The sequence below is a fragment of the Pseudomonas sp. 7-41 genome, from assembly GCF_021233075.1.
Taxonomy (GTDB): domain Bacteria; phylum Pseudomonadota; class Gammaproteobacteria; order Pseudomonadales; family Pseudomonadaceae; genus Aquipseudomonas; species Aquipseudomonas veronii.
This window is the reverse complement of the sequence record NZ_CP089551.1, coordinates 5,458,242-5,474,833: the sequence shown is the minus strand read 5'-3', so window position 1 is coordinate 5,474,833 and position 16,592 is coordinate 5,458,242. Positions and strand designations below refer to the sequence as shown.

Here is a 16,592-nt window from a genome sequence, read left to right as displayed (position 1 = left end):
TTATGAATCGACTGAACCACCGTAATCGGGAGCAAGCCCCCTCCCACATTGGATTTTACCTGTATCAAAAATTGTGTTTACCCGACCTGCAGGCGTTATGACTTTAATTCTAGGTATCGACCCCGGTTCGCGCATCACCGGTTTTGGTGTGGTGCAACACACCCCGCGCGGCTGCGTGTATGTCGCCTCGGGCTGCATCCGCACCGGTGCGGGCGAGTTGGCCGAGCGCCTGCAGATCGTCTATCGCGGCGTGCGTGAAGTGATCCAGACCTACAAGCCGGTGACCATGGGGATCGAAAAGGTGTTCATGGCCAAAAACGCCGACTCGGCTCTCAAGCTCGGCCAGGCCCGTGGCGCCGCCATCGTCGCCGGTGCCGAGGAGGCCATGGAAATCGCCGAGTACACCGCCACCCAGGTCAAGCAGGCCGTGGTCGGCACCGGCGCGGCCAATAAAGAGCAGGTGCAGATGATGGTCATGCACATGCTCAAACTCACCTCCAAGCCGCAGATCGACGCCTCCGACGCCCTGGCCATCGCCATTTGCCACGCGCATACCCGTTCCAGCCTGCTGCCTCACGGCCTGGGGGCGGCACGTAGTCGTGGCGGGCGGCTGCGTCTCTGATAGCATCGGCGCAATCGTTATTTGCGGTCAGGCCTCGATCTGACCCCCAAGCTTTAAGGATCTGAACCGTGATTGGACGCTTGCGCGGCACCCTGGCTGAGAAACAGCCGCCGCACCTGATTCTGGATGTCAACGGGCTGGGGTATGAGCTGGAAGTGCCCATGACCACCCTGTATCGCCTTCCGTCGGTTGGCGAGCCATTGACCCTGCATACTCACCTTGTGGTGCGCGAAGATGCGCAACTGCTCTATGGCTTCATTGGCAAGCGTGACCGGGACTTCTTCCGCGAATTGATTCGCCTCAATGGCGTAGGGCCGAAACTGGCCCTGGCGCTGATGTCGAGCCTGGAAGTGGATGAACTGGTACGCGCGGTGTCGGCCCAAGACACCTCGGCGCTGACCAAGGTGCCGGGGGTCGGCAAGAAAACCGCCGAACGCCTGCTGGTGGAGCTCAAGGACCGTTTCAAAGCCTGGGAAGTCGTGCCGAGCATGTTCGCCCTGGTGCCGAACCAGCCGAACCAGCCGGCGGCCCAGGTGGCCAGTGCCGAAAGCGATGCGGTCAGCGCGCTGATTTCCCTGGGCTACAAGCCGCAGGAAGCCAGTAAAGCGGTGTCGGCCATCAAGGACAAGAACCTGAGCAGCGAAGACATGATCCGCCGAGCCCTGAAGGGAATGATTTAAGTGATTGAAGCTGATCGTCTGATCGCGGCCACCGGCCCCCGTGACCGTGAAGAAGTCCAGGACCGCGCCATCCGCCCCCTGAGCCTGGCCGACTACATCGGCCAGCCCACCGTGCGCGAGCAGATGGAGTTGTTCATCCAGGCTGCGCGTGGGCGCAGTGAATCCTTGGACCACACCTTGATCTTCGGCCCGCCGGGGTTGGGTAAAACCACCCTGGCCAACATCATCGCCCAGGAAATGGGGGTGTCGATCAAGTCCACCTCCGGCCCGGTGCTGGAGCGTCCGGGCGACCTGGCGGCGCTGCTGACCAACCTCGAACCGCACGACGTGCTGTTCATCGACGAAATCCACCGGCTGTCGCCCATCGTCGAGGAAGTGCTGTACCCGGCGATGGAAGACTTCCAGCTCGACATCATGATCGGTGAAGGCCCCGCAGCCCGCTCGATCAAGCTCGACCTGCCGCCGTTCACCCTGGTGGGCGCGACCACGCGCGCGGGCATGCTGACCAACCCGTTGCGAGACCGTTTCGGCATCGTCCAACGTCTAGAGTTCTATAGCACCGCAGACCTGGCGACCATCGTCAGCCGTTCGGCCGGCATTCTCGGCTTGCCCCTGGACCCCGAAGGCGCGTTTGAAATCGCCCGGCGGGCGCGGGGCACGCCACGGATCGCCAACCGCTTGCTGCGACGCGTGCGCGATTTTGCCGAAGTGCGGGCCAAGGGCCATATCACCAAGGCCGTGGCCGACCTGGCGTTGAACCTGCTGGACGTGGATGAGCACGGCTTCGATCACCAGGATCGACGGCTACTGTTGACCATGATCGAGAAATTCGACGGTGGCCCGGTGGGCGTGGACAGCCTGGCAGCGGCCATCAGTGAAGAGCGCCATACCATTGAGGACGTGCTGGAGCCGTACCTGATCCAGCAGGGCTACATCATGCGTACACCAAGGGGCCGGGTGGTTACCCGCCATGCCTATTTGCACTTTGGGCTAAACATTCCGTCACGATTGGGCGAGATGCCCGTGCTAGACGAATTCCTCGATGCAGTGGACGATTAAAAAGGTCACTCGGGTCGATTTATTCAAGGTTTGTGCTGTCCTAGTGGCTGGCGTCGTCATTCAGTCGTTAGAAATGTTTCATAGAATGAAAAAACAGTTGCCCAGCCGGATTGGCAACCTGAGGAGTAAGCACTAGAGTATGCGCGCGCAAAACGGGGATCAGTCGTTCGCACATCGCTGTCGCGTTTATTACGAGGACACCGATGCTGGCGGCATCGTGTATTACGTCAATTACCTCAAGTTCATGGAGCGGGCTCGAACCGAGCGGCTACGGGAGCTGGGCTTTGCCCAATCCCAGCTGGCAGGGGAGGACCTGTTGTTTGTCGTGCATTCCAGCGAGGCGCGTTATTACGCGCCGGCGCGATTGGACGATGAGCTGCTGGTCAGCGCTGAAGTAATCGAATTGAACCGTGTCAGCCTGCGCTTTAAACAGCAGGTCAGGCGGGCTGCGGATGCAACGCTGCTCTGTGAGGGGCAGTTCCTGGTGGCGTGTGTGCGCCCCAATAGTTTGAAACCTCGGGCCATTCCCGAAACTCTACGTGCGGCCTTTGCCGCCGTGAGCGGCGCGGGTAAACAATCAAAGCAGGAGATTTAGCGTGGAACCTACCGTCGTCGACCATTCCTCCATGTGGAGCCTGGTCAGTAATGCCAGTGTTGTGGTTCAACTGGTGATGCTGATCCTGTTAGCCGCATCGGTTACATCCTGGGTCATGATTTTTCAGCGCAGCAACCTGCTGCGTGCCGGTCGACGTGCCCTGGAGAGCTTCGAAGAGCGCTTCTGGTCGGGTATCGACCTGTCCAAACTGTATCGCCAGGCCGGTAGCAACCCTGACCCGGATTCGGGCGTCGAGCAGATCTTCCGTGCCGGCTTCAAGGAGTTCTCGCGCCTGCGCCAGCAGCCGGGCGTCGATCCGGAAGCGGTCATGGAAGGCGTGGCCCGTGCCATGCGCGTGGCCATCTCCCGCGAAGAAGAGAAGCTGGAGCAGAGCCTGCCGTTCCTCGCCACCGTGGGCTCCGTCAGCCCGTACATCGGCCTGTTCGGTACCGTGTGGGGGATCATGAACTCCTTCCGCGGCCTGGCCCAGGCCCAGCAAGCGACCCTGGCCACCGTGGCCCCGGGTATCGCCGAAGCCCTGGTCGCCACCGCGATCGGCCTGTTCGCTGCGATCCCGGCGGTTATCGCCTACAACCGCTTCGCCGCGCGCGGTGAGACCCTGATCAGCCGTTACTACACCTTCGCCGACGAATTCCAGGCGATCCTGCACCGTAAAGTGCACACCAGCGAAGAATAAGCAGGTACTCCCCGATGGCTTTAATCACTCGAGCACGAACCAAGCGCAAGCCGGTCGCCGAGATGAACGTAGTGCCTTACATCGACGTGATGCTGGTGCTGCTGGTGATCTTCATGGTGACCGCGCCGATGCTCAACCAGGGTGTGAAGGTTGATCTGCCCAAGGTTTCCAGCGAAGCCTTGCCCCAGGACAACAACACCCAGGTGCTGACGATTTCGATCAAGGCTGACAAGACCTACTACTGGAACCTTGGCAGCGAAGTCGATACGCAGAAACAACAGGACAAGGCCCTGACCTTGCCGGCGATGACCGATGCGGTGACCAAGATCATTCGCTCCGGCAACGAAGGCGGCAAGCACACCCAGGTGTTCATCCGCGGCGACAAGTCGGTCGACTACGGTTCCGTCATGGGCGCCATGGGCGGGCTGCAGAAGGCCGGCGTCGGTAACGTTGGCTTGATTACCGAGGCGCCCTGATGCACCAACAGCGAGAGCCGTCCGCCTCGGAAAGCTACTTCTGGCCTAGCGTCTGGGCAATTGCCCTGCACGTCCTGGTGTTTGGCATGCTGTTCGTCAGCTTTGCCATGACCCCGGACCTGCCGCCAGCCAAGCCGATCGTGCAGGCGACCCTGTATCAGCTGAAATCGAAAAGTCAGGCCACTACCCAGACCAATCAGAAGATTGCGGGTGAGGCCCAGAAGTCGGCTGCGCGCCAGACTGAAGTCGAGCAGATGGAACAGAAGAAGGTCGAGCAGGAAGCAGTGAAGGCTGCTGCGGAACAAAAGAAAGAAGAGGCGGCTCAAAAGGCCGAGGAATCGAAAAAGGCTGACGAAGCGAAGAAGGCTGACGAGGCGAAAAAGGCTGATGAAGCCAAGAAAGCCGAGAAAGCTGCCGAAGCTAAAAAAGCCGAAGAGAAACAATTGGCTGATATAGCCAAGAAGAAATCTGAAGAAGAAGCCAAAAAAGCTGCCGAAGAAGAGGCCAAGAAAAAGGCCGCTGAAGACGCCAAGAAAAAGATAGTCGAAGACGCGAAGAAGAAAGCCGCCGAAGACGCCAAGAAAAAAGCTGAAGCAGACGAGGCGAAGAAGAAAATCGCCGACGACGCGAAGAAGAAAGCTGCCGCCGATGCCACCAAGAAAAAGGCCCAGGAAGCAGCGCGTAAATCCGCCGAAGAGAAAAAGGCCCAGGCCTTGGCAGATTTGCTCTCCGACACGCCGCAGCGTCAGCAAGCCTTGGCCGATGAACGTGGCGATGAAGTCGCGGGCAGTTTCGACGACCTGATTCGGGCGCGGGCAGCAGAAGGCTGGACACGTCCGCCTTCGGCACGCAAAGGCATGACAGTAGTGCTGCAGATCGGCATGTTGCCGGACGGTACGGTGACTTCGGTCAGCGTGGCCAAGTCCAGTGGTGACGGTTCGTTCGACAGTTCGGCGGTCGCGGCGGTCAAGAATATTGGCCGGTTGACCGAGATGCAGGGAATGAAACCAAGCGACTTCGCTCCCTATCGTTCATTCAAGATGACATTCACACCTGAGGATTTAGCCTTGTGAGAAACCTTCTTCGAGGAATGCTTGTCGTTATTTGCTGTATGGCAGGGATAGCGGCGGCGGATGAAAAGAACATCCTGGTCACCAGCGGTAGCGATCGGGCCACCCCGATCGCCGTTGTACCGTTCGGCTGGCAGGGCGGCAGCGTGTTGCCGGACGACATGGCCCAGATCGTCAGCGACGACCTGCGCAACTCCGGTTACTACGCGCCGATTCCCAAAGGCAACATGATCAGCCAGCCGACCCAGGCCAGCGAAGTCATCTTCCGCGACTGGAAAGCCGTGGGTGCCCAGTACCTGATGGTCGGCAGCATCGTGCCGGCCGGCGGTCGCCTGCAGATCCAGTACGCCTTGTTCAACGTGGCGACCGAGCAGCAGGTCTTGACCGGCAGCGTATCGGGCACCGCCGAACAACTGCGCGACATGGCCCACTACATCTCGGACCAGTCGTTTGAAAAGCTCACCGGTATCAAAGGGGCTTTCTCGACACGTCTGCTGTATGTAACGGCCGAGCGTTTCTCCGTAGACAACACGCGCTACACGCTGCAGCGTTCCGACTATGACGGCGCGCGCGCTGTGACCTTGCTGCAATCGCGTGAACCAATCCTGTCGCCGCGCTTCGCGCCGGACGGCAAGCGCATTGCCTACGTGTCCTTCGAGCAGAAGCGTCCGCGCATCTTCGTCCAGCACATCGACACTGGCCGTCGTGAGCAGATCACCAATTTCGAAGGCCTCAACGGTGCGCCAGCCTGGTCGCCGGATGGTTCGCGCCTTGCTTTCGTGCTGTCCAAGGACGGCAACCCGGATATCTACGTGATGAACATGGCTTCGCGCCAGATCAGCCGCGTGACCAGCGGTCCTGGTATCAACACCGAACCGTTCTGGGGTAAAGATGGTTCGACCATCTATTTCACCTCCGACCGTGGCGGCAAGCCTCAAATTTATAAAACGAGCGTGGGTGGCGGTGGCGCGGAACGCGTGACCTTTATTGGTAACTACAACGCCAACCCTAAGCTTTCGGCTGATGAAAAGACGTTGGTGATGATTCACCGTCAGGATGGTTTCACTAATTTCCGGGTTGCGGCCCAGGATTTGCAGCGCGGAACCGTAAAAATCCTTACAGATACCAACCTAGATGAGTCAGCCACTGTTGCGCCCAACGGCACCATGGTAATCTACGCCACCCGCCAGCAGGGCCGGGGAGTCTTGATGCTCGTGTCCATTAATGGACGCGTAAGGCTCCCGCTTCCTACCGCACAAGGCGAAGTCAGAGAACCATCCTGGTCCCCTTACCTGAACTGACGCGGCGCTACATGATTTGCTTAACACACTGGGGTTCATTAGGAGTTTCACGATGGAAATGCTGAAGTTTGGTAAGTTTGCTGCTCTGGCTCTGGCTCTGTCCGTAGCCGTTGGTTGCTCGTCTAAAGGCGGCGACAATGCCGGTGAAGGCGCAGCTGTTGATCCAAACGCTGGTTATGGCGCCAACACTGGTGCAGTTGACGGCTCCCTGAGCGAAGAAGCTGCTCTGCGCGCAATCACCACTTTCTACTTCGAATACGACAGTTCGGACCTGAAACCAGAAGCCATGCGCGCTCTGGACGTTCACGCGAAGGACCTGAAAGCTAACGGCGCTCGCGTTGTTCTGGAAGGTAACACCGACGAACGTGGTACTCGCGAGTACAACATGGCACTGGGCGAGCGTCGTGCGAAAGCCGTTCAGCGCTATCTGGTACTGCAAGGTGTTGCTCCAGGCCAACTGGAACTGGTTTCCTACGGTAAAGAGCGTCCAGTTGCTACTGGCCACGACGAGCAGTCCTGGGCTCAAAACCGTCGCGTCGAACTGCGTAAGTAATTCGTCATGCGAACGTGCCGTCGTGCTCTAACTGTATTGGCTCTCAGCCTCGCGCCGCTTGCGGTGTGGGCTGCGGTTCCTGTGGAAGATAGCAACTCAGGCTATAACAATAGCGGGAGCAGTTATCCGCCAGCAGGTTATGGCACGAACGGCGCCTATGCTGGGGGGGCGGCTACGTCCGCTCCCTCGGCACAGGGCGAACTGTTCAACCAGTTGCAACGCATGCAGGATCAATTGTCGCAGCAGCAAGGCGCCATTGAAGTTCTGCAGAATCAAGTGAACCAGCTGAAGCAAGAAGGCCTGGAGCGATACCAGGATCTTGATCGACGCATAGGAGCCGGCGTTACACCTGCCGCTACTCCTGATAATTCTTCTGCCGGTGGCGCGCCAAGTGCCGCCGCCGGTGGTGCAGCAGCCGGGGCCGCCGCCGCAGCCCCTGCCGCCAGCAGCGAACCGGGTGATCCGGCGAAGGAAAAACTGTATTACGATGCAGCCTTCGACCTGATCAAGGCCAAGGATTTCGACAAGGCCAGCAAGGCCTTCACCGCATTCCTCGGTCGTTACCCAAACAGTCAGTACGCGGGCAACGCCCAGTACTGGCTGGGTGAGGTAAACCTGGCAAAGGGTGATCTGCAGGGGGCGGGCCAGGCATTTGCCAAGGTCAGCCAGTTGTACCCCAAGCATGCCAAGGTGCCGGATTCGCTGTACAAACTCGCTGACGTAGAACGCCGCCTGGGTCACACCGACAAGGTCAAAGGCATTCTGCAGCAGGTCGTTGCCCAGTATCCGGGGACTTCCGCTGCCCAGTTGGCTCAACGCGACCTGCAGCGCTTGTAAGCGATGCTGTCCGTTTAGAAGAAACCCGCGCCTGGCGCGGGTTTTTTCGTTAGAATCCACGCCCTTTTATGAAACACGCTTCCTGGGGTTTACGCGTTGGCGGAATTCCTTGAAGTGCCTGACGGAGGCGGACAGCCTGTTTAGCTGTTACGCCCGTGGCGACTATGCAAGACACATTACGCATCACCGAAGTTTTTTACTCGTTACAGGGTGAAACGCGAACGGCCGGCCTGCCCACAGTATTTGTGCGCCTGACCGGTTGCCCCCTGCGTTGCCAGTACTGTGACAGCGCCTACGCCTTCAGTGGCGGCACCGTGCGAACCCTTGAAGACATCCTTGAACAGGTTGCCGGTTACCGGCCACGCTACGTCTGCGTGACCGGCGGTGAGCCGTTGGCGCAACCCAACGCCATCCCTTTGCTCAAGCAACTGTGTGACGCCGGTTACGAGGTGTCCCTGGAAACCAGCGGCGCCCTGGATATTTCCGCGGTGGACCCGCGTGTAAGCCGAGTGGTCGATCTCAAGACCCCTGGCTCCAAAGAGGCGCATCGCAACCTCTACGAGAACCTGGACCTGCTGACGGCCAACGACCAAGTCAAGTTCGTGATCTGTTCCCGCGACGATTACGACTGGGCGAGCTCCAAGCTGATCCAGTACGGCCTGGACCGCCGCGCGGGCGAGGTGCTGTTCTCTCCAAGCCATCACGACCTGAACGCACGCGACCTGGCCGACTGGGTGGTGGCTGATAACCTACCGGTCCGTCTGCAACTGCAACTGCATAAATACCTTTGGAACGACGAGCCAGGACGCTGAAATGACTGAACAACCGATTGATCAAAAACGTGCGGTAATCCTGCTGTCCGGCGGCCTCGACTCCGCCACGGTGGTGGCCATGGCGCAGGCTGAAGGCTACACCTGCTACACCATGAGCTTCGACTACGGCCAGCGCCATCGCGCCGAGCTGAACGCCGCTGCCCGCGTCGCCCGCGACATGGGTGTGGCCGAGCACAAGGTCATTGGCCTGAATCTCAACGGCATCGGCGGCTCGGCGCTCACCGACAGCAGCATCGACGTGCCGGAAGCCCCCAGCGAAGGCATCCCGATCACCTACGTCCCGGCGCGCAACACCGTGTTCCTGTCCCTGGCCCTCGGCTGGGCGGAAGTGCTGAATGCCCGCGATATCTTTATCGGCGTCAACGCAGTGGATTATTCCGGCTACCCGGACTGCCGCCCAGAGTTCATCGAGTCGTTCGAACGCATGGCCAACCTGGCGACCAAGGCCGGGGTAGAGGGGCAGGGCTTCCGTATCCTGGCGCCGCTGCAAAACCTCAGCAAGGCCGATATCGTGAAGGCTGGCGTAGGGCTTGGCGTCGATTATTCGCTGACTGTTTCCTGCTATCAGGCAGACGATGACGGCCGTGCTTGTGGGAAATGCGACAGCTGCCGACTGCGTGCAGAAGGCTTCAAAATGGCCGGAATTACGGACCCAACGCGTTATTTTTGATTTATTTAAAATAAGGTGTTGAATAATCCTTAGAAATCAGTATTATACGCGCCACAACACAGCGGGTCGTTAGCTCAGTTGGTAGAGCAGTTGGCTTTTAACCAATTGGTCGTAGGTTCGAATCCCACACGACCCACCATTTTTGGCGGTTTAGAAAATCCGGAAGGCCCACGCAAGTGAGGATTTCCGGGTTTTTTTTTGCCCGCGATTTGATGCTGGCTTGCATTGAATAGGGAATCCTCCTCAATGCTCGTAAGTCTCCTTAGGTGCTGATCTTCCTACACACGAATCATCGGCCGTGATCGAATGGTCAAGTACTTTGGCAGGTAACGCTCTTCAGCCCAGTTGTTGCACTTCATGCCGACCAGACCAATCATCAGCGTGAGCATCATCGATGACTCGGCGCTTTCATCAATGGATGGCAGCGGTAATCTTAGGTCTTCCCACCAGGTTCCAGACCATATCAGTCCATGACCGAGCCCAATGCCCGGTCGGGTGCAAGGCCGGAGCCATTGAGTATCTTTCGGACCCTAGGCGCACGACGTGGGTGAGCAGTTTGTATGCAGGTTTTGACCTTGCAACCGAAAGGCGTGCAGAGCAGCCAGTAGCAGACGCCTACGACCTTGTACTCCAGACAGGTTGGTGACAGGCTCCATGCTCGGTTGATCAGCCCAACCGTTTTAGCCACGTCCGGCTCGCCGTCAACGACAGAGGGCCTCTTCTCGATAGCAAGCTCCAGGCGTTTGTGACACCTTGCGGGGGCTGAGCAAGATCGCTTGGAAGGCGCTTGCCAGTGGGGGAAACAGCGCTGGATTTTACTAAGGTTGGGAGGGGCGGCTGTCGGTCGTGGCATCGTACTTGAAATGAGTTTAGGTATAGGAGGGCGGGTGGACTGCTTGAAGGGGTTGCTTAAAAAGGCCAAAGATGATGTAAATTTTAAAAGTGGTTCACATCATATCTGGCCTTGGGGTTAATGAAATAATAGGCATACTATTTTCTTGCGATTTAATGTGTATTAAATCAATATCCGGCTTCTAGCAGAAGCTCTTGAGTTCTTGAAATTTCCACTTGTGTATGTATAGGCTCCATGCCGGCGATATAGGTGCCAATAATTATACATGTCGTAGTTTTTGCGATATGAACGCCCGTCTCCTGGTACTTAAATTGTATTTGGTTTTCGTATGGTCGTCGGTACATATATTTTACTCCGTTAATATGTATTCCAGCCGCTAATAAAATACTGTCATCTTTAAATCCTGCCAGGATTTGCGAGATTTCGTCGCTGGAAATATTTAATTCGGGTGACTGGGCCCATATTGTTCCGTCAAGCCCGACTATTGCTGCTTGGGTTACTTTGCCAAAACTCGTCAGATGCTCTACATAGTCTTGCCAGGTTTCCATGTTTCTCTCCTTAATACCGTTAGATAGAAGTAATTGTGTGAATGTATCTGCATGAGAATTTATAGCTGTATTTTTTCTGCTGGTAACTGTCAGGTCTGACAGTTTTTTAATGTGTATTGTCATGGGTTATATTGTGGTTAGCTGTTTTTGATATAAGGTGGCATGGAGATGGTCTGAAGTAACTGAGCATCGTTCGGATACAGTGTGTGGTGAAGCTTGCACCTAGTCCTGGATTAACGGAAAGCCGGCCATGAATGTGCCTGCCAAAAGATCTTCCGAAATTACTCAGCGTTTATGAGATCGGGTCACGCCGCCGCCTCGGCGGACTATCAGAGATCGTAGTGAGTATTTGCGCAAGACTTCCAATATTGTATTTTCTGCACCCGCAGACTGTGGATATTGTCTAAGGCAATCGCTGAGCACTACACCAAGTTGATACTGGATGCCACAGCGATCCACCGCGTGTACCAAGACCCGTTGCAACGGCTAGATCAGTACGGGGGCATAAACTTCAAGAGTCTGAATGGCATCTTTCCCAGGTTGTTGAAGCCATTGGGTCAGGCTTTCAATCAGGCTCTGGATCAAGGTATTCAGTGTTTTGATACCTGGCGCTCCTAGGTCGTAGTTTGTTCGGGGAATATGATGATGTGCAGTTCGATGCTGCAATATCGATCCAGTGTCGTGGCGACCTCAATGGCTGCGTCGAGTTCGCTGCAGCCTGTTGCCTGCATGATGTCGAAGTGTTGTTTTTTTTCTCTTCTGGCGCTGTCATGGTCTGCGCGAGGTATTGACTTGGTGGCACTGCTCGAAACAGCATTTCCATGCTTTGGAGAGGACCCCGCCCTCGGTGAGTTTGCCGCTCTCTTTTCGTGCTGAAAGCATCATCGATTTTTGCGCCGGGCTCAGTTTGGCAAACTGGGTCAGCTGCCCCTTACCTTTAAAGGTCCTTTAGTTAGGTTGCCTGTTGCAGACGCCGGAAGGCTTCCTGTTCCCGCCAGGTTCCAGGCCATATCAGTCCATGACCGAGCCCGATGCCCGGTCGGGTGCAAGGCTGGAGCCATTGGGTATCTTCAGACTCCGGGCGCTTGACGTGGGTGAGCAGCTTGTATGCTCCGGCGGCTACCCGCGGCACCAGGGCGGCGATGCACTGATCTTGGTGTGGCGCCATGCGTATGCCGACTATTCACGACTGAGCTGGGGTCGCGTCGACCTACTCCACCCCCATCAAGCCGCCCAGACGGCCCTTGACGACCTTTTGCAGGAGCAAGGCCAGCGTCTCGGTGGCATAGGGTTTCTGCAGCAGTACAAAACGCTTGGCTTCTTCTTGGGCAATGCGCGCGTATTCGTCGTTGTAGCCGGTGGTGAGCACCACCGGCAGCCATGGATAGAGCGCCTCGATCGCGTCGAGCAGTTCCAGGCCGCTCATGCCGGGCATGGAGATGTCGGAGAACACCACCTGGAAACTTTCCGGGTTGGGGGCCAGGGCTTCCAGTGCGCTCTTGGCGTCCGGCACCCATAACACGTGAAAGCCCATCTGTTCCAGGGTCTGCGAGGTGTAGAGGCCAACGTCAGCATTGTCCTCGACCATCAGCACGCACAAGTTCGAGATGATCGGTACGCGATGGTTGTCCTGGGCGGTCGGGATCGTGCTGGCCTCGACCTTGGGCAGGTACAACATAAACTGGCTGCCTTTGCCGCGTTCGCTCTGCACCAGAATCTCCCCGCCCGACTGTTTGGCAAAGCCGAACACTTGCGACAAGCCCAGCCCGGTGCCTTGGCCGATGCCTTTGGTGGTGTAGAAGGGTTCGAAGATGGCGTCGAGTTTTTCCGGCGCAATGCCTGATCCGGTGTCGCTCAATGCGATGGTCACGTAGTCGGCGACCCGCCCCGGGTGGGCGCGCACCGACGGCAGCCAGGCGGCTGTCGTGACCTGGATGGTCAAGTGGCCATTGCCGGCCATGGCATCCCGCGCATTAACCACCATGTTCACCAGTGCGGTATCGAACTGGCTTTCATCGGCGTTTATAAAGCAGGGCTCATCCGGCACTTCGATGGTGACCTTGATCCGCGAGCCAGTCAGGCTGTCCATCATCTCGCCCACCCGCAACACGCTGTCGCCGACATTGAATACTTCCGGGCGCAGGGCCTGGCGTCGGGCGAAGGTCAGCAGTTGCGCGGTCAGGCGGGCGGCGCGGTCGACGGTGCTGGCGATGGCATCGATGTATTTGATGCGCCGCACTTCACTCAGGGATGGGGTCTTGAGCAGGTCGGCGCAGGATTTGATTACCGTCAGCAGGTTATTGAAGTCGTGTGCGACGCCGCCGGTGAGTTGGCCAATGGTTTCCAGTTTCTGGGATTGGCGCAAGGCATCTTCCGACAGGCGCAGGGCGTCCTTGGCTTCTTCTTCGGCCTGGATATCCCTGCCCACCGCATGGATGTAATCGCTGTCGGGTACGGCGGTCCAGGCGATCATGCGATAGCTGCCATCCTGGTGGCGGTAACGGTTCTTGAAGTTGGGGAAGTTCTTGCCGTCTCCCAGGCGGCTGACTGCCGATGCGGAGTCGGCCAAGTCGTCCGGGTGAACCAGGGCCAGCAACTGGCTGCCCACCAAGTCGTGTTCGGCGTGGCCGAGCATGCGAGTCCAGGCTGGGTTGACGGCGGAGATCACGCCGTCGAGTTGGGCCACCAGCATCAGGTCCGGGGACAGGCGCCAGATGCGGTCGCGGTCGCGGGTGCGTTCCACCACCCGTTGTTCCAGGGACTCGTTGAGCTTGCGCAGTGCTTCTTCGGCTTCACGCAGGGCCGTGATGTCGCGGGATACGCAGAGGATCTGTTCCGGCCGGCCGTTACTGCCCAGGATCGGGCTCACCTGTACATGCCACCACTTCAGGTTACCGGCCAGGGTCTGGGCCGGGCCGATAAAGCTGGCGCTCTCGCCGTTTCTGGCGGCCTGTACGGCGGCCTTGGCGTCTAGGTTGCCTTGATCCTGCCAGAAATCGGGCCAGGAGCAGCCACGGATGGTGTTGAAGTCACTGACCTCCATGATTTTTTGGCCGCCTTCGCTCATGAACGTGAGGCGGGCATCGAGATCGAGTACTTGGATGCAATCGTTGATGCTGGCCAGTACGCGCTCGGTGAACGCTTCGTTTTGGCTCAGGCCGGAGGTGGCCAGTTCGCTGACCTCAGAGCCCATCCCGACGGTGCTATTCATTTGAGTTTGGCCGAGCGGGTTAGATGGCCTTCATCATGTCATTAAGATACCTCCCCCCACCAGCGACTTCCTTACGCACTGCACTGCTTTTGCTGTGGGAAGGCATTGGATAATGCCGGCACGTTTTGTACATATTCCTACGAGCGATCGCGCGGTATGTGTGGCGTTGACTTACAGCTCCTGAGTCTGCGCGATGCGGCAAAGAGGCGGTTTTTTTGATGTGGCTCTTTGCCACTTATTTCGGCTTTAATGTTGTCAATACGCGGCGTATCTTGGCTAGATTGGAGGCTAAGCTTTCAAGACATGGACTGTCATGACTACGCTAACTCCGATCATCGCTAGCAATCCCCTCATTGTTCGCGCTGTAGCCACACCGCTCGCCATTTCGGCGAACACTGTCGATGTCTCGCCGGTGCGACCAGCGTCGGTGGTCAGCCTCGGTAATCCGGCTGCCGATGTCGTTGATATCTACTCCCGAGACGGGCAAATGCCGGGTCGGGAAAATGTGCGGGCCTGGGAAAATAGCAGCCAGGACGCAGTCAGCAAGATCATCAACACCCGCTTTAACTCGACCTCCACGGCCAGTCGCTACAGCGGCTTGGGGGCAGCATTGGTGGCGCAGTTCGCCAAAGGCGGCGGCGCGGACATTTCACAGTCGGTGCTCAACACCACGGCCGACCGGGCCGGGAGCGATAAAGGCTTGCTGACCGGTCTGGCGGACTTCAAGGCTTCCCTCAAGCAGGCCGTAGACAGCTCCAACCCGATGCGCCCTTCAGAGGTCGACAGCTTTTCTTACAATGTGTCGCAAAAAAACCAGGCTAATGGCCGCAGCAGCGCGGATCGCAGTGTCACCCAGAACCAGCAATCGGTGCTTTCGGCGAGCTTCCACAAAGGCCTTGATGGTGGGAAACCGCCGGTGTTTGATGGCAGTCGCGAATCGCAGAATTACCTGTATGTGCACGTACAGGACAGGGCCAGCAGCACCGCGAGCTTTGCCTATAAAGACAGCCAATTGACCCGTGCTTCCGTCACACAGTCGGCTTCCCAGAATACCCACACGCAGAAGTATGTGATGGCCAACCTGGTAGAAGACACCGTGGTGCCGAAGGAAGGCTCATCCAAGCGTGACTACTTGGCGCTGCTCGAACACGCGGGCAGGGAAAGCAAAAAATCCAAGGATGCGCTGGAGCAGTCGACGTTGAAGGATGCATTGGCGAAGATGCATGACTCAGTCCTGTTGCAGGATGATCCGGATGTGCTGATGCGCTGAGGTTCATCGTGGTCAACGCGCGAAGCCCCAGTGATGCGCCTTCGCGTTTTTTTTTGCCCGACAGATGCGTCGCGCCATGCCAGATTAGGCTTTTGAATCCATTCGATATTCTGTAGCCTTGCGCAGCTTCACCTTAACCCGTGCTTGATGACATCATCACTTCGTCCGGCGGCGCCTGAAGGGCTCCAGAGCCGGTGGTACACTCGACTTTCGCGCAACGGCGCCTGCAGGTCTTGCGAACATGACGCAAATTTCCGAACGCCTTCTGGTTCAAGCCCACCTCGACGCCAAGCAGCCCAAGGCCCTCAGTGCCGAGGAAGAGGCTAGCCTGCGTACCGCCATCGCCGCCGAGCTCAAAGCTCAAGACGCGGTGCTGGTCGCCCACTTCTATTGCGACCCGGTGATTCAGGCCCTGGCCGAAGAAACCGGCGGCTGTGTCTCCGACTCCCTTGAAATGGCACGCTTCGGCGCTGCTCACCCGGCCAAGACCGTACTGGTCGCCGGTGTGCGTTTCATGGGCGAGACGGCCAAAATCCTTACCCCCGAAAAACGCATCCTGATGCCGACCCTGGAAGCCACGTGCTCCCTCGACCTGGGCTGTCCGGTGGAGGAGTTTTCCGCGTTCTGCGATCAACACCCCGAACGCACGGTGGTGGTGTATGCCAACACCTCGGCGGCGGTCAAGGCGCGGGCGGACTGGGTGGTGACTTCCAGTTGCGCGCTGGAAATCGTCGAAAGCCTGATGGACAACGGCGAGACCATTATCTGGGGGCCGGACAAGCACCTAGGTACTTACATTCAGCGCCAGACCGGTGCCGACATGCTGCTGTGGGACGGTGCGTGCATCGTCCACGAAGAGTTCAAGTCCAAGCAGCTGGAAGACATGAAGGCGCTGTACCCGGACGCGGCGATCCTGGTCCACCCGGAATCCCCGACCTCGGTGATCGAACTGGCGGATGCAGTGGGCTCCACCAGCCAACTGATTGCCGCCGCTCAGCGTTTACCGAACAAAACGTTCATTGTCGCCACCGACCGCGGCATTTTCTACAAGATGCAGCAGCTGTGCCCGGACAAGGTCTTCGTCGAAGCGCCTACCGCCGGCAACGGCGCGGCGTGCCGCAGTTGCGCGCACTGCCCGTGGATGGCGATGAATACGCTGGAGCGCACGCTGCAGTGCCTGCGTGAGGGCAGCAACGAGATCTTCGTCGAGCCTTCGGTGATCCCGCAGGCGGTGCGCCCGCTCAAGCGCATGTTGGACTTCACCCAGGCTGCGCGCCTGAAGCTGGCCGGCAACGCCTGACCCGGTCGAACATGTGG

Annotated in this window: 16 protein-coding genes, 1 tRNA gene and 1 pseudogene; 15 read left to right on the top strand and 3 right to left on the bottom strand. The window is 58.2% G+C overall.

Annotated elements, in window-relative coordinates; genetic code table 11:
• The first annotated feature begins 97 nt into the window (after positions 1–97).
• The 13 genes from ruvC (at position 98) to LQ249_RS24790 (ending at position 9,532) form a co-directional block, all read left to right on the top strand.
• Positions 98–622 carry a crossover junction endodeoxyribonuclease RuvC gene (ruvC, locus tag LQ249_RS24850; RefSeq protein WP_017847125.1) on the top strand — a complete coding sequence of 175 codons (525 nt, stop codon included), beginning with the start codon at positions 98–100 and terminating at the stop codon, positions 620–622.
• A 68-nt stretch (positions 623–690) separates the two neighbouring features.
• Positions 691–1,302, top strand: coding sequence for a Holliday junction branch migration protein RuvA (ruvA, locus tag LQ249_RS24845; protein ID WP_017847126.1), 612 nt, complete (start codon positions 691–693; stop codon positions 1,300–1,302).
• Positions 1,303–2,361, top strand: coding sequence for a Holliday junction branch migration DNA helicase RuvB (ruvB, locus tag LQ249_RS24840; RefSeq protein WP_017847127.1), 1,059 nt, complete (start codon positions 1,303–1,305; stop codon positions 2,359–2,361). It begins immediately after the preceding gene.
• A 139-nt stretch (positions 2,362–2,500) separates the two neighbouring features.
• The gene (ybgC, locus tag LQ249_RS24835) at positions 2,501–2,956 is read left to right on the top strand and encodes a tol-pal system-associated acyl-CoA thioesterase (protein WP_046382255.1); all 456 of its coding nucleotides are present in this window, start codon (positions 2,501–2,503) and stop codon (positions 2,954–2,956) included.
• Between the two features lies 1 nt (position 2,957).
• On the top strand, positions 2,958–3,653 hold the full coding sequence (tolQ, locus tag LQ249_RS24830; protein ID WP_017847129.1) for a protein TolQ: 696 nt from the start codon (positions 2,958–2,960) through the stop codon (positions 3,651–3,653).
• Positions 3,654–3,676: 23 nt separating this feature from the next.
• Entirely contained in the window at positions 3,677–4,129 is a 453-nt protein-coding gene (gene tolR / locus LQ249_RS24825) for a protein TolR (RefSeq protein ID WP_160384999.1), read from the top strand.
• Positions 4,129–5,202 (top strand): cell envelope integrity protein TolA, encoded by a 1,074-nt coding sequence (gene tolA, locus LQ249_RS24820; RefSeq protein WP_017847130.1) that lies wholly within the window; start codon positions 4,129–4,131, stop codon positions 5,200–5,202. Before tolR ends, tolA begins: the two co-directional genes overlap by 1 nt.
• Positions 5,203–5,219: 17 nt before the next feature.
• Complete coding sequence (tolB, locus tag LQ249_RS24815) at positions 5,220–6,500, top strand: Tol-Pal system beta propeller repeat protein TolB (RefSeq protein ID WP_046382256.1); 1,281 nt, start codon at positions 5,220–5,222, stop codon at positions 6,498–6,500.
• Between the two features lie 52 nt (positions 6,501–6,552).
• Positions 6,553–7,053, top strand: a complete 501-nt coding sequence (pal, locus tag LQ249_RS24810; protein ID WP_003209827.1) for a peptidoglycan-associated lipoprotein Pal — start codon at positions 6,553–6,555, stop codon at positions 7,051–7,053.
• 6 nt (positions 7,054–7,059) lie between these two features.
• Positions 7,060–7,890 carry a tol-pal system protein YbgF gene (gene ybgF / locus LQ249_RS24805; RefSeq protein ID WP_046382258.1) on the top strand — a complete coding sequence of 277 codons (831 nt, stop codon included), beginning with the start codon at positions 7,060–7,062 and terminating at the stop codon, positions 7,888–7,890.
• Positions 7,891–8,054: 164 nt separating this feature from the next.
• On the top strand, positions 8,055–8,702 hold the full coding sequence (queE, locus tag LQ249_RS24800) for a 7-carboxy-7-deazaguanine synthase QueE (RefSeq protein ID WP_017847133.1): 648 nt from the start codon (positions 8,055–8,057) through the stop codon (positions 8,700–8,702).
• 16 nt (positions 8,703–8,718) lie between these two features.
• Positions 8,719–9,393, top strand: a complete 675-nt coding sequence (gene queC, locus LQ249_RS24795) for a 7-cyano-7-deazaguanine synthase QueC (protein WP_162231531.1) — start codon at positions 8,719–8,721, stop codon at positions 9,391–9,393.
• Positions 9,394–9,456: 63 nt separating this feature from the next.
• Positions 9,457–9,532: transfer RNA gene (locus tag LQ249_RS24790), tRNA-Lys, on the top strand.
• An 881-nt stretch (positions 9,533–10,413) separates the two neighbouring features.
• On the opposite strand, the gene LQ249_RS24785 is transcribed toward LQ249_RS24790, so the two are convergent.
• From LQ249_RS24785 to LQ249_RS24775, 3 genes and pseudogenes are all read right to left on the bottom strand, one after another.
• Complete coding sequence (locus tag LQ249_RS24785; protein ID WP_057004526.1) at positions 10,414–10,794, bottom strand: profilin; 381 nt, start codon at positions 10,792–10,794, stop codon at positions 10,414–10,416.
• Positions 10,795–11,408: 614 nt separating this feature from the next.
• A pseudogene (locus LQ249_RS24780) lies at positions 11,409–11,703 on the bottom strand (conjugative transfer ATPase); the annotation flags it as partial.
• A 301-nt stretch (positions 11,704–12,004) separates the two neighbouring features.
• Positions 12,005–14,005 (bottom strand): hybrid sensor histidine kinase/response regulator, encoded by a 2,001-nt coding sequence (locus LQ249_RS24775; protein WP_232565959.1) that lies wholly within the window; start codon positions 14,003–14,005, stop codon positions 12,005–12,007.
• 487 nt (positions 14,006–14,492) lie between these two features.
• On the opposite strand from LQ249_RS24775, the gene LQ249_RS24770 reads away from it, so the two are divergent.
• Together LQ249_RS24770 and nadA are read left to right on the top strand one after the other, a co-directional pair.
• Positions 14,493–15,275 (top strand): hypothetical protein, encoded by a 783-nt coding sequence (locus LQ249_RS24770; protein WP_232566624.1) that lies wholly within the window; start codon positions 14,493–14,495, stop codon positions 15,273–15,275.
• 241 nt (positions 15,276–15,516) lie between these two features.
• Positions 15,517–16,575, top strand: a complete 1,059-nt coding sequence (gene nadA, locus LQ249_RS24765) for a quinolinate synthase NadA (protein ID WP_017847137.1) — start codon at positions 15,517–15,519, stop codon at positions 16,573–16,575.
• Positions 16,576–16,592 lie beyond the last annotated feature (17 nt).

What these genes read in the sequence shown, in the direction of transcription:
- ruvC (WP_017847125.1), top strand. Translation starts at nt 98, where the DNA reads ATGACTTTAATTCTAGGTATCGACCCCGGTTCGCGCATCACCGGTTTT.
- ybgC (WP_046382255.1), top strand. Translation starts at nt 2,501, where the DNA reads ATGCGCGCGCAAAACGGGGATCAGTCGTTCGCACATCGCTGTCGCGTT.
- tolA (WP_017847130.1), top strand. Translation starts at nt 4,129, where the DNA reads ATGCACCAACAGCGAGAGCCGTCCGCCTCGGAAAGCTACTTCTGGCCT.
- tolB (WP_046382256.1), top strand. Translation starts at nt 5,220, where the DNA reads ATGCTTGTCGTTATTTGCTGTATGGCAGGGATAGCGGCGGCGGATGAA.
- pal (WP_003209827.1), top strand. Translation starts at nt 6,553, where the DNA reads ATGGAAATGCTGAAGTTTGGTAAGTTTGCTGCTCTGGCTCTGGCTCTG.
- ybgF (WP_046382258.1), top strand. Translation starts at nt 7,060, where the DNA reads ATGCGAACGTGCCGTCGTGCTCTAACTGTATTGGCTCTCAGCCTCGCG.
- queE (WP_017847133.1), top strand. Translation starts at nt 8,055, where the DNA reads ATGCAAGACACATTACGCATCACCGAAGTTTTTTACTCGTTACAGGGT.
- LQ249_RS24785 (WP_057004526.1), bottom strand. Translation starts at nt 10,794, where the DNA reads ATGGAAACCTGGCAAGACTATGTAGAGCATCTGACGAGTTTTGGCAAA.
- LQ249_RS24775 (WP_232565959.1), bottom strand. Translation starts at nt 14,005, where the DNA reads ATGAATAGCACCGTCGGGATGGGCTCTGAGGTCAGCGAACTGGCCACC.
- LQ249_RS24770 (WP_232566624.1), top strand. Translation starts at nt 14,493, where the DNA reads ATGCCGGGTCGGGAAAATGTGCGGGCCTGGGAAAATAGCAGCCAGGAC.
- nadA (WP_017847137.1), top strand. Translation starts at nt 15,517, where the DNA reads ATGACGCAAATTTCCGAACGCCTTCTGGTTCAAGCCCACCTCGACGCC.